We start from the raw sequence: 12,740 nt of genomic DNA, 5'->3' as shown, positions 1-12,740 counted from the left end.
GGTCTAATTAGCTACAAAACTGTAAAATTATGCGTGTAAGCTGGGGCTGTACCGCTGAAATCAATCAACGAATTCACGTTGTGGTTGTCCACCGCCGAAGCAAACTTGAAGCAGTTTGACCACTGATCGCTACTTACAGCAAACATATACCAGTAAGCTGGCGGCACATTTCCATCTGGCCTATTATTATCTGCGTTTGAACTTCCTAACCATTCAAAGGAGTCGGTTTCGTTTTGATTTACTGTAAATCTAAATTTGTAACGCTCGTCTCTTCCCCAAGTTTCTTGTCTGAAAACAATCAACTTATTTTCAGCCTTCCATGTTCCTTTTCCCGCATAAACGTATTCAAATGAAAATTCTGCATTTGGTGCAAACCACAATTCAATTTTCTTGATTTCAGTCATTGTTGTAGAACCATCGCTGAAATCAACTTTAATTCTGTACACTTTATCATCTCCTGAATATGCGGTTGCTCCATTTTCCTGCAAATCTCCTTCATCGATATAAAACACTTCTGGAGTTCCGTTTTTTCTTGTAATGAACTGATAGTCTCCAGATGAAAGCTTCGTGTAAATTTCAAAAGTGCTTGCACCCGTTTTCTTGAATGGAACGGCCTCTGTTTGAATTGTTCCACCTTCTGAGCCCGTTCCTGAAATAAATAATTGGTCAGGAACTGGGAAACCGCCCGGTCTTAGTACTTCAAAAATACCTGAAACACTAGATTTCTGTATATTAATTCCTTTTGAGCTGTTAACCGTCCAAATCAATTTTCCGATAGATTCTGTCTCAATTCCGGCAAGGCCAGCAATTTTATTAAGATCAGAAAAAGAGATGTTCAAAGTTCTCTGAAATCCGTTACCATCAGAAGGCATCACATAAACAGGATTAGAAAAATCGCCGCCCTCGCGATCGAATACAACGTCATAAAGCACGACACCGTTATCTTCTGCTTTTGCTGCTTCCCACTCAAAAACAGCAGAACTTTGCGCTCCTAAATCAAAAAAAGTATTGTCAGCAGGCGCGTATAAAGCATTTACTGCACTTACATTTGTGTGGCTAAGCGTATCATCATCTGAACAGCTTACTGCAAATACTGAAAATAGAATCAGTAAAATTTTTGGAAAATTATTTTTCATGATATTTATTTTTTAAAAGTTTGTTATTTCTAAAATTACCAACCCGGATTTTGAGAAAGATTGCCATTAATCAAACGCTCATCTCTTGGAACTGGCCATAAATAATGCTTGCCCGGATCAAAAGTTCTCAGATTAACTCTCAGGTAACCATTGTCAATTGAGCTTGATCCAAATTTTGCTCCGTGAGCCCAGCCGTTTAATACCGTTTCGGCAATCTGCCATCTTCGGATATCAAAAATTCTCAAGCCTTCCATTGCAAATTCTGAACGTCTTTCATTTCTTAAAACTTGACGAAGCCCGTCTTGAGACAATGAACCGTCAAAATTCAGCGCGGCAGGATCTGTGAAACCAGCTCTTGATCTCACTGCTCCGATTGTTGCCGCCCAAGAAGTTGCATCAAATTGTCCTAATTCAATCTTTGCTTCTGCGTTCATTAATAGCACATCCGCGTAGCGCAAAAGCATTAAGTTCAGTCCTGATTGCAATGACGTGGTGTGCTGCGGATCAAAATACTTTCGAGTGTAATATCCTGTGGATGTCGATGAAGAACCAGAAACATATTCGTCTGTAGGCTCACCTGGCGAAGTTCCAGGCTTGATGTAAATCGTGCGCATCGTGCCATCTTCTTGTTCCCATTCATATAAATGATAAACCACTGTGGCAGTCAGCCTGGGATCTCTTGCCGTGTACGGATCATTTTCGTCATAACCTGACCCTGATTCGTTGATTTTTTTTCCGTTTAGCATTAAATAGCTGTCAACCAATTCTTGTGTTGGTGCCAAGGCGTTTAACCTCGCTCCTACAGAAATTGGCGCCATGTCAAAGAATTCGCCCCACATCCTGAACTGCGGCACATATTGCAAGCTTAAGATATCCTCGCTGTTGTATTCATTTTGGGGAAGAAAAATACCTTCATAAGACGGAAAAAGGCTATATGTTCCAAAGGTTCCCGCCATAATTGCATCAGTAGTTTCAATCACTTCGCTCCAGCGCCCTTCATATAACAGCACTCTGGCTTTTAAGGTCATCGCTGCAGCTGAAGTAATTTTTCCTCTTTCTGAAGCGCCATAACTTGCAGGCAGGTCGGTCACAGCTTCGTCTAATTCGTTTACTATAAATTCCACCACTTCTTCGTGCGAAGTACGGCTAACCGTGCTGGCTTCCCCCAATGAAGGATCACTCGCGATAAGCGGAATTGCGCCGAACCATGTTGTTAGTTGAAAATGCTGAAAGGCTCTAATAAAACGTGCCTCCGCTTTCATTCTTGCAATGACAATTGGGTCTGCGCCGTTGATTCTATCAATATTTTCAAGAATCAAATTGCAAGATTTTATTCCCGCGTATCTGTTATTCCATTCCTCTTTCATTCTGGGTAGCGATGCATCATATAAACCACCGCCAATTGATGCGGCTCCAGCGTTGTCTCCTCGCGAATTAACAGCGTTGTCTGACAATGCCTCATTATAAAAGAAGTATTGACTATTCTGCATTTGAGAATAAGCAGTATTTAATAAAGTTTGCGCTTTGTCAACGCTCGTCCAATAATTTTCATCTGTAAATTGGTTTTCTGGTGCCAAGTCAAGGTCTTCGCAACTTATTGCAAAAAACAAAAGCAGAAAAGGCAACATCTTCAGTTTCGTAACAAATTTATTTTTCATTTTCTATCTTATTAAAATGTAACATCTAAACCTAATCCATAATAAACTTGCGTTGGGTATGCTCTGCCGCTGTTTGCTCCAGACGGTGTCATATTTCCATTAAATTCAGATAGTTCTGGATCGACAAATTTCACTTTTGACAATGTGAGTAAATTTTGTCCTGACACATACATTCTGAAGCTTTTAATTCCGATATCTTTCAAGGCCATTTCAGGAAGCGTATACCCAATCTGCACATTTTTCAACCTTGCGTAAGCGCCGTCATATAAATACATATTAGAACCTCTTCTAAAATTATTTGTGTTTGAAGGCGTCCCATTGTTTGCCAAACGCGGATATCTTGCATCTGGATTTTGAGGCGTCCAATAGTCTAACTGGTGCGTGTACATCGTCATTCCGTAGTTATAGTGAAAAGGTTCAACTAATTCTCCACGAATCATCATCGTTCTTTTTCCAACTCCTTGCACAAAAACGCTCAAGTCAATCCCTTTGTATTCTATATTATAAGTAGCTCCAAAAGTGTATCTTGGAAATGGATTTCCGAAGACAAATTTATCTTTATCGTCTATTTTTCCATCTTGATTGAGATCCACATAGCGGTTGTCTCCCGGAAGAACAGTTACTCCCACAGGCACTGCAGCTCCTTGAATTTCGTCCATATTTTGGAAATATCCGTCAGTCATAAGTCCTACGTAAGAATTAAATGGCAAACCTTCGCGAAGCAAAACTTGAAGTTCTTCAACACCCGTGAGTCTTTCCTGTCCATTAAAATCAAGGACTTTATTTTTAGAATCACCAAAAGTAAGCGTCAGGTTGTGGTTGAATAATTTTCCAGAATGCCTGTAGGTAGCGGTAATTTCCCAGCCTCTATTTCCTACTTTTCCAGCGTTAAAATCAGGAAGTCCAGTTCCATAAACACCTGGAACCTGCGGTGGCACAAGGATATCAGAGGTCACTTTATCGAAGAAGTCAAATGACAATCCAAGCGCTCCTTTGAAAAAATCCATATCTAGACCCACGTTAAACGTGGCTGCTTTTTCCCATTGGATATCTGGGTTGGCAAAGTTGAAGCCGGTTCCGCTGACGCCCGTATTATTGAAACCATAAGCATTTTGGAACGTAAAATAAGTAGTTTGGAACTGATAATTACCCACATTTTGGTTTCCTAAAATTCCATAAGAAGAACGTATTTTTATGTTTCCGACGTTCTCTTTATACGATTCCATGAAATTTTCTTTCGTAAGTGCATAACCAACCGTTGCTGAAGGAAAGAATCCCCAACGTCTTTCTTTGTTAAATTTTGAAGAACCATCATATCGAAAACTAAGTTCCGCAAAATATTTGCTATCAAAATCATAAGTCACACGACCAAATAATGAGTTTAAGCTACTTTGAGAAGAGCTTCCGTTTGAATTATAAGAGTTTTCGCCGATTACCGTCTCACTCGTTGGCGTTCCTAAATCTGGATCCGTGAACTTTTTGAAAATTCCGATTCCTCGATCAGAATGGTTTTCGTTTGAAACCCCAATAAGACCTCCGACTGCGTGTCTTCCAAAAACTTTGTTATAATCAAGCATCAATTGCAAGTTTAAATCTAAGCTTTTGCGACTTTCATCGTTCGTGTCTCTGTCTGCACCGTAAACTCCTTGTGGAGAAAACTGCACTTCTTTTACTCTCGTAAACATCGTATTTGACCATAAGCGTCCGCCAAAAATACCTTTGATTTTTAAGTCATCAGTCACTTTATATTCTCCGTTTAAAGCTCCAAAAACATCATCATTATCATATTTCCTGAAACCACCTTTTTCTAAAATTCCCAGCGAATTGAATTGCTGCAAGACATCGTTTGTCAGATAATTTCCGTTTTCATCAACCTGTCTGTAATACAACGGAACCCTGAAGGCATCTGCCATCAGATTTCCGGTACTTGCAGAATGATCTGTAATTCTTTGTTTTGAATATGCCAAAGTTGAAGTCAATCGAAATCGCTCGAAATCGTTAACAAGATTAATTCTGTAATTGTAACGCTTCATTCCTTTTTCTGGACCAACAAAAGTGCTTCTTTGGTCTAAATATCCAACTGAAACCAAATAAGTTGAGTTTTCACTTCCGCCAGAAATAGATAAATTATAATTTTCTTGCAAAGCGGGTTTCACGATTTCTTTGGCAAACCATTTTGTATCTCCGTTTTCTCTAAAATTTGCAATTTGTTCTGCCGAAAAAACAGCATTGGTTTCACCTGAATTGTAAGCCGCTTCATTTCGCAGCATAGCGTTTTCATAACCATGGACAGGTTCTGTAAAATAACGAGGATTGTTAAACCCAACGAGAGATCCGAACTGTACTGTCATTGGTGTTTTCTTGCTTCCTCTTTTTGTTGTAATCAAAATAACACCGTTACTTGCTCTCGATCCATAAATCGCTGCACTTCCCGCATCTTTTAACACCGAAACGCTTTCAATATCAGCCGGATTTATCGCATTGATATCGCCGCCAACGATTCCGTCGACAACCACCAATGGGCTGTTATTACCAAGTGTGCTGACACCTCTAATGTTAATGTTAACTCCCGCGCCTGGTTCGCCATTAGTTTGCTGAATGGTCAAACTTGGCGCCTTGCCCTGCAAAGCTAAAACTGTGTTTGCACTCGGGCGATCTTTAAAAGCTTCGCTGTTAACTTGATCAATAGAACTTACTACTTTGGTCTTTTTCTGAGTTCCGTAGCCAATTACTACTACCTCTTCTAAATCTGCTGCCGCGTCTTCAAGTACGATTTTTAGATTTTGACCTGCGCTTGCGCTTTTCTCAATCGTTTTCATTCCCATATAAGAAAAAACGATGACCGATTGAGGCGTTGCAACAGATATTGAAAAGTTTCCTTCAAGATCAGTTTGCACAATATTACCCGCTCCCTTTTCTGATACCGAAACCCCAGGAAGCGGCAATCCCGTTTCATCCAACACAGTTCCATTTATGACAGTTTTAGAACCGTTTTGCGCATAAGCGTTGCAAAAAAACAGTAACAATAAAATTGTAAGTCCGAGATTATTAAATCTAGACGAAAACACTTTTATCTTACCATTTCCTGGCGGTAAACTTTTTAAGTAATTTTTTGTTTTCATTGTGGATGGTTATTTTTTTGATACTAGGTTAGTCGACGATACAAACATACTAAAACGTTTTAGTAAAAAAAATATAATTTCATTTATGATTAAATTATTACGAAAAAATTATGCAAACTGTAATTTTTAATCGCTTTATTAATATATTATTATCATTTTGCACCAATGACTAAGTAAAATTCAATATTTTCATGAATCCTTAAAAAAGACCAGATATCGCTGCCTCATTTTTCCAATAAATTCATTGGAGTCACGTATTAATGTTAGCGTATGCCAATAATTGGATAAATTGGCCGAAAATCCAATAATGCTAATCGGGGAATTTAATTGCTTTTTGCTCGGATGGCCAAAAAGTAGGCGCCACCCCAAAGCGGGAAGCTATCGAAGGGTACGTATCTAAAATTGGATTTGCACAACCTAAGGTGTCCCGCTTGTCAATCTGTCCCTTCTCAGGCGAAGTTCTTAAATATAGCTTATACATTTTTTTTTGTCGTTTTCTGTGAAGGACGACCTAGAGCTATACAGATGGCGACTTTTAAGGCAGACGAAGCTTATTTGAAGTCAGAGTTCCTCATTTTCAACGGAGGCACTACTAAATCATGCAGCCTTAAACTGCAACTCTGCAACAATTACGTGCTGCAATTGCTTAATTTCGATCTCAAACCGATATCGTACACATGAAGCCCAACTACTCATTTCCACCTTATGCAAAATTTGCTTTTATACTTATAATAATTATCTCGGTCATCGCACTGCTGTACTTGGGGCAGGGAGTCCTGGCGCCGCTTTTGCTTGCGATGCTTTTCGCCATACTCATTGAGCCGATAGCGGCCTTTCTTCAGGCAAGGCTTCGCTTTCCCAACACGGTGGCGACCTCGGTGGCCGTAGTGCTCTTTATTGCCGTCTTCTTTATCCTCTTCTATTTCATTTCCCTGCAGCTCGTGGGGATGGCAGACGATTGGGGAAAAATCAAGTCCAACCTGGATACGCACTACCACAACCTCCAGCAGTTTGTCGAGACCAAATTCGGCATAACCAAAGGCCAGCAGCAGCAGGCCATTTCCCAGGCAACCAGCGAATCGGCATCGACCGGCAAGCAGCTGGCTGGCGCTACGCTCGCTTCGATTACGGACTCGCTTCTCAACCTGGTACTGATTCCGATCTACATGTTCCTGATCCTGCTTTACAAGAAGCATTTCGTAAAATTCCTGCGCGACCTGGTTCGGGTCGAAAATCATGAAAAATTGCGCGACATCCTGGCTACGGTAAAAATTTCAGTCAGGAGCTATATCGTGGGGCTTCTCATCGAAATGGTGATCGTTTCGGTCCTTACTGCTGTAGGGCTTAGCATCATAGGAATCAAGTACGCGATCCTTCTTGGCGTGATCACGGGGCTGCTCAACCTGATTCCGTACATCGGGATCGTGGTGGCAGGCCTGCTTACCGTCGTCGCCTCGCTTACCGGCGATACCGATGCCACCATCATCGTCGGGATCATCGCTGTCAATGTAGCGGTTCAGTTCGTGGACAACAACATATTGGTGCCGATGGTTGTGAGCTCCAAGGTGGAACTAAACGCCATTGCCTCGATAGTGGGCATCATCATCGGAGGACTGCTGGGCGGCATTTCAGGAATGTTCCTGGCCATCCCGATCATTGCGATCTTGAAAATTATCTTTGACCGCGTGGAAAACCTGAGGCCCTGGGGCTACCTGCTGGGTGACGATATTCCCAAAAAAGTATTCTGGAGAAGGAGAGCCAGGATATAGGTCAGGACGTTTTTTCCCAAGGTAACGGATTGTTTCTTAATCTGTTTTGGTATTTCGAAGATTAGGGGCCGGATTGTTTCCCAATTAAATTTTTGACGGCACCTTTTAACCACCTGTTCCCAAAAAGATACCTTCCAGAAAAGCGTATGTCAAGAATTTTTGGGCTTTTAGAAACAGCCTCCACTTCCTTTCCTTCATTGGGTAGCAACGAAATACGACGTTCGCATGCTCCAATACAATGGTACAGCAATAATTGGACATACAACGGCCGATTTCGCAGGCATTCTGGTTATAGTTAAAAGATTACAAATAATGACTTTAGTCTGATGCAACTGTCGTACATTGTATGTTGCTAAAACTTTAAATCATGAAAAAAATTACCTTGCTCCTTGTTCTTTTTTCAAGCGTCGCGTCTCAGGCGCAGGGCTTCCCCGCCCCTTATTGTGCAATTGCAGATGCTGACGAGGTCTCTGTAGAAGAAATCTCTGCGGTAAATATTAACGGCCTGACAATTATCAATTCTAATACAGCAGACCCTCTTGTTGATTTTACCGGCACTGTCGTTCCTGTAGTTCCGGGGCAGGCTTACACCCTGCAGGTCTTCGGAAATACGTACGGAAATTTTGACACCAGCATCGTGGCATTTATCGACTGGAACGGCAACGGCATCCTGGACGATGCAGGGGAAATTTACGAGGTCGGAACGCTTACTGATTCCGACGGAAGCGACGGAACCTTTGTGACTGCAGACATTGCGGTGCCGGCAACGGCCGCCGCAGGGACAGTGCGCGTGCGAATTACAAAGACCTATACCGATGAGGAGTCGGTCGCGATCGTCGATCCCTGCGCAATCTCCTTTGACGCTTTCGGCTTTGGCGCATTTCCTGGCTACGGACAGGCGGTGGACTTAAGTCTCAGCGTCGGAAGCCTCGGGACTCAAAATTTTGATATGGCCTCACTATCCATCTATCCCGTCCCTGCAAAAAATACGGTTACCATATCCTACAAAGCGGCCATCGGAAGCCTGTCAGTCTACAACCAGGCCGGCCAGGAAATTCATGCAGGCAGCGGACTGGGTCCACAAACAGAATTAGATGTTTCCCAATTCGCAGCCGGTATCTATTTCTTAAGGCTTTCCAGTGGCCACGAAACGCAGACCGTCAAGATCATCAAGGAATAGCCTCCGCTGCTTGGCAGGAGCAGCTTGATACATCTTAAAGATCAAATCGAGATGCCCGGTCCTGGCATTTCCTACAGCAGGCCTTCATCTGCAAAAGAGCAGTAGCCCTCGGGAGTAATGATCATCGAGTCGACAAGCGCGATGTCAAGCAGCCTTCCCGCCTCTTTTATTTTTCGGGTAATGTTCCTGTCTGCTTCAGATGCGGTCAGGTTGCCCGAAGGATGGTTGTGCACCATCATCAGCGCCGTCGCGTTCGCTTTCAGCGCTGCCGAGAATACCAGCCTCACATCTACTACAGTTCCGGTGATTCCTCCCGAAGAGAGCTCATAGATGCCGAGCACGCGGTAGGCCTGGTTCAGCAGGACGATCTTGAACTGCTCAAAAAACTCGATCTTGCCGGGGTCCCAAGATGCGAGGACTATTTCGTGGGCGTCCCTGGACGACTGTATCTTCGGCCGTTCCGACGCCTTTACTTTCGACCTGTATACCAATTCGATTTCTGATACCCTGTCCCAGTTGCTGCTGTGTGTTGCTTTTTCCATGATGCTATTCTTAATGGTTAATAATAGCGCCAAGACCGGGCAATGGGAAGCGAGCGCAAAAAGCAACGCAATAAAGCAAGCACGCAGTGCCTTGCATTTATGGGGGAATTTTTTGCAGGCGAACCGCATCCGCGCCCGAACTTTGTGCGGGGATTTGCCAATACCAAGAGCCTGTACTGCATGTCGCACAGCCACGGAGCAATTGGAAGCTGCCGCGAGTCTGACAGCAACCAATATTTAGCAAGGCGCCACCTGATCCCTTGGAATAAGATTATAGCGAGAAGGAAAAATAGTTGCATTTGCCGTCACTGGAACGTTTTAATCGGAGCAGCAATCCTTTAGGCGTGTAAAGCTCGAAAACTTGGTAAAAAGAGCCAAAAGAGATTTCAAGGAAAGGCAAGCCAGCATCGTACCAAACCGATTGATAACTGAGAGATGTGCATTGGTGACTACTTCCAAAATGAATTTGCAGATGACCATTACAGAATCTTTAAGGAGAAGATATGGATATGTAGCCCATTCATTCCGATGAAGATTGAGCAGGGAAAGAGAAACACTATCATGTTTTTTCCTCATGAGCCAATATTCATTGCTCAATGACGGAGCCGGAAAGCCCATCTTAAGAGCACTTGCAGATGCGTTAACCGAAAGATGAACCCACGGCTTACTAGAGGGAAATCGATTCGGTAATCGAGAGCGTGTGGAAGAAAAGAAAATAGGGAACATTAACATTTTATTTTCATGAAGAAATTATATAACAGCATAGGAAATTTATCTTTGATTTTTCTAACTACAGCGATGCGAAAAGACATGCGCAGAAACAAAAAACTGAAAAATGCGTAAAAATTTATCTTAATTTACCTATTTATAGTGGTACTATTTTCTAGCTTTTCTGCGCCCAAGAAATATCAAAATAGCCTTTTTGATAAAAGCTTTTTTGAAAATAAGAGGATTTATTTTTAACTGTCTGACAAAAGCGACGACATTAGGATAGTTAAGGAGGCGCCTAACACAGGAGAAACAAAGATACCAGAATACAGAGCCGTTTTCAAAAAATCTATTGAGTGCTACTTAAAAGCCTCCAAATCGGAGGCTTAACATTGTTTTACATAAACGTCCAAATGGCAATATATAGATGATAGTCTGATTGGATTTCCTGTAGCAACATTTATTAAATAAATTTTAGCAAGATTCCCATTTTTCGGCGGAGTAATTTAACGAGTTTGGGATGATTAGCGAATCGCAGGTCTAATTCCTACTCTCGCAGTCGTAATGATTAAGCCACGTCGTTCTGAAATTCTTTCCCGTTAATTTATACCTCAATCACATAAGTCAAATGCTAAACACCTCAATCTCCGTCTGTGGAGATTATGTTCAATTTGATTGGTGCAGTCTTTCAAATGGTTTTGGCGTTGGTTGCGTTTTTTTGTTCGTGCTAGATGGATTTGGAAAAGTGTTTAAATAAAAGACAGCACAATGACTGTCTTTTGTTTTTCTAATCTAAAAATAAAATTTAGTAATTAGGCGTATAACTGTGAGGCTTTAACTCTGTATGCTTTTCTTGTTAGGTGAATTAACTCGTCTTCTCTAATGTGGTGTTCCATCTTCTTTTTGGCTTCGGATCAGGTTTGATAGCTTGAATTTGTTCCATAATACTGCTTTAAAATTATTTTTGGCACTTCGCCAAAAGCAAATTTACGAGCTTACCGAATATGATAATTACGGTTTTCCGTAAATCTCAAAAACTGTCTGAGAACAGCTGTCAACTTTTCTCTAAGAGAAAGATATTCAAAGCTTTTAGTTAGCACATCTGCAACAACAAACCTTACTTAAAGTCTTTTTACGTGAATAAAACCTATATCCCATAAAGAAAAAACCGAAGGTTGTTTTATTTTTTAGCTGTAAAATTATAAATCATTGATTTTCAAATTAATAAATTATAAAACAAGAGTACCAACACATCTGATATATCACCAATTCAATAGCTAACTATGCGCTTGTTCGCTCCAAAGTTTTGGTACGATTCTAAAATCGAAGTTTATTACTTCTTATAATATGTTTCGTCTTTAATCAACTTTAAAAAAGATTTTGAATCTTCTTTATTAATACCATTCACCTTAATGTCAAAATGCTCGCCCATGCAAATGGTGTCAATATTTTTTTTGTTATGATAAACAACCTGTATTCTAACATCTATGTCTCTTTGCTCTTTTGAAGTTTTTAATTGATTAAATTGGTTTATGAATTGATTTATAAAATCCACATTATCAATTTTTTTAAATTTTACTTTATCTTTCAATAATTCACCATGTACTACATTACAGCCAAGTTGCATTGGATACCGTAAACCTTCTTTTAAATAAAATACCTCTAAATATTTATCACTTTGATTGTCTTTTTTAATTTTCGAGCAATTCAATATTGAAATGCAAAATATTGAAAATAAGATTAATTTCATATCTGATTTAGTTTTATTGTTTTTTATATTTATCAGCCGATGGAGTAGGATATAATTTCTGACTATTCAACTTTTCATTATATTTTACAGTCTTGTCGGCATCAACTTTAGTTGAAGTTGGAGATGTAGTCACTACAGGTAATCCTTTATGGTCTGTTCTTGTAACGTTACCAGGTGGCACTTCTCCATTTGCTCTAGCTGTTCTTTGTTCTGAACCAGTGATAACTCTCTTTTCCTCTTTATTATCATACTTTTTATCAGGTGTTTCAACACGCCCATTCATACTTACTTTACCTGCTGCTGCATATTTACCTGCGTGGTCAGCTTCGTGGTCTAATACTGTAGCTGGTGATAAAATAAATCCATTTGTGGTCTCTAATCCCATTCTTGGATTCCACTTAACAACATTGTAATCTCCTGAATTTGGAAATGAGGAAGGTTGGTCTGTATAAGAAGCTTCTGATGTTTCTTGAACATCAATCATTAATGCTGGATTTTCTGCTACTGACCGCAAACCGTCTCCGCCACCATTACCTACATCATAACGATATGCTTCTACAAACTCTCTTACAAATTGGCTGTCAGGTAACGCCGTATGCCCACCATTGAAAACAAACGACTGACTATTTCCAAGCTTATCATTATAGTAAATTATCCAATCATCTGGCTGCATTCCGTCTGAATCGACAAAATAGATAGGATTATTGTAGGCGTAATTATAAGGTGTCCATCTGCGAGAATTCTCCGCCAGCGGGTCTATATTCATCCACCTCCCGATTGCAGGGTCATAATTCCTAGCCCCGTAGTCGTAGAGGTTCAGCCCCAGCTCGTCCTGGAACTCCTTTCCGTTGTACTTATACTTATAGTAATCGGCA

The 12,740-nt window shown here is 40.9% G+C and carries 8 protein-coding genes; 2 read left to right on the top strand and 6 right to left on the bottom strand.

Going from position 1 to position 12,740, the window contains the following annotated elements; all coding sequences use genetic code 11:
* Positions 1-11 precede the first annotated feature (11 nt).
* From ACFPVY_RS02880 to ACFPVY_RS02870, 3 genes are read right to left on the bottom strand one after another with little or no spacing between them, the layout of a single operon-like run.
* Positions 12-1,136, bottom strand: coding sequence for a SusE domain-containing protein (locus tag ACFPVY_RS02880; RefSeq protein ID WP_379790213.1), 1,125 nt, complete (start codon positions 1,134-1,136; stop codon positions 12-14).
* A gap of 35 nt (positions 1,137-1,171) precedes the next feature.
* Complete coding sequence (locus ACFPVY_RS02875) at positions 1,172-2,794, bottom strand: RagB/SusD family nutrient uptake outer membrane protein (protein WP_379790212.1); 1,623 nt, start codon at positions 2,792-2,794, stop codon at positions 1,172-1,174.
* A gap of 11 nt (positions 2,795-2,805) precedes the next feature.
* Positions 2,806-5,916 (bottom strand): SusC/RagA family TonB-linked outer membrane protein, encoded by a 3,111-nt coding sequence (locus ACFPVY_RS02870; RefSeq protein ID WP_379790211.1) that lies wholly within the window; start codon positions 5,914-5,916, stop codon positions 2,806-2,808.
* 677 nt (positions 5,917-6,593) lie between these two features.
* Here ACFPVY_RS02870 and ACFPVY_RS02865 point away from each other — a divergent pair.
* Both ACFPVY_RS02865 and ACFPVY_RS02860 read left to right on the top strand, forming a co-directional pair.
* A complete protein-coding gene (locus tag ACFPVY_RS02865) occupies positions 6,594-7,685 on the top strand; it encodes an AI-2E family transporter (protein ID WP_379790210.1) in 1,092 nt (363 codons plus the stop codon).
* Positions 7,686-8,052: 367 nt separating this feature from the next.
* Entirely contained in the window at positions 8,053-8,865 is an 813-nt protein-coding gene (locus tag ACFPVY_RS02860; RefSeq protein WP_379790209.1) for a T9SS type A sorting domain-containing protein, read from the top strand.
* A gap of 71 nt (positions 8,866-8,936) precedes the next feature.
* On the opposite strand, the gene ACFPVY_RS02855 is transcribed toward ACFPVY_RS02860, so the two are convergent.
* From ACFPVY_RS02855 to ACFPVY_RS02845, 3 genes are all read right to left on the bottom strand, one after another.
* Positions 8,937-9,407 (bottom strand): JAB domain-containing protein, encoded by a 471-nt coding sequence (locus ACFPVY_RS02855; protein WP_379790208.1) that lies wholly within the window; start codon positions 9,405-9,407, stop codon positions 8,937-8,939.
* 2,041 nt (positions 9,408-11,448) lie between these two features.
* Complete coding sequence (locus ACFPVY_RS02850) at positions 11,449-11,865, bottom strand: hypothetical protein (protein WP_379790207.1); 417 nt, start codon at positions 11,863-11,865, stop codon at positions 11,449-11,451.
* Between the two features lie 13 nt (positions 11,866-11,878).
* The gene (locus ACFPVY_RS02845; RefSeq protein WP_379790269.1) at positions 11,879-12,685 is read right to left on the bottom strand and encodes an RHS repeat-associated core domain-containing protein; all 807 of its coding nucleotides are present in this window, start codon (positions 12,683-12,685) and stop codon (positions 11,879-11,881) included.
* Positions 12,686-12,740: the final 55 nt, after the last annotated feature.

The sequence above is a fragment of the Flavobacterium qiangtangense genome (assembly GCF_042658345.1).
Lineage (GTDB): Bacteria > Bacteroidota > Bacteroidia > Flavobacteriales > Flavobacteriaceae > Flavobacterium > Flavobacterium qiangtangense.
This window is presented reverse-complemented; position numbering and strand designations above follow the sequence as displayed.

Excerpts from the sequence above, each read along its gene's own strand:
- ACFPVY_RS02880 (WP_379790213.1), bottom strand. The coding sequence starts at position 1,136 with ATGAAAAATAATTTTCCAAAAATTTTACTGATTCTATTTTCAGTATTT.
- ACFPVY_RS02875 (WP_379790212.1), bottom strand. The coding sequence starts at position 2,794 with ATGAAAAATAAATTTGTTACGAAACTGAAGATGTTGCCTTTTCTGCTT.
- ACFPVY_RS02870 (WP_379790211.1), bottom strand. The coding sequence starts at position 5,916 with ATGAAAACAAAAAATTACTTAAAAAGTTTACCGCCAGGAAATGGTAAG.
- ACFPVY_RS02865 (WP_379790210.1), top strand. The coding sequence starts at position 6,594 with ATGAAGCCCAACTACTCATTTCCACCTTATGCAAAATTTGCTTTTATA.
- ACFPVY_RS02860 (WP_379790209.1), top strand. The coding sequence starts at position 8,053 with ATGAAAAAAATTACCTTGCTCCTTGTTCTTTTTTCAAGCGTCGCGTCT.
- ACFPVY_RS02855 (WP_379790208.1), bottom strand. The coding sequence starts at position 9,407 with ATGGAAAAAGCAACACACAGCAGCAACTGGGACAGGGTATCAGAAATC.
- ACFPVY_RS02850 (WP_379790207.1), bottom strand. The coding sequence starts at position 11,865 with ATGAAATTAATCTTATTTTCAATATTTTGCATTTCAATATTGAATTGC.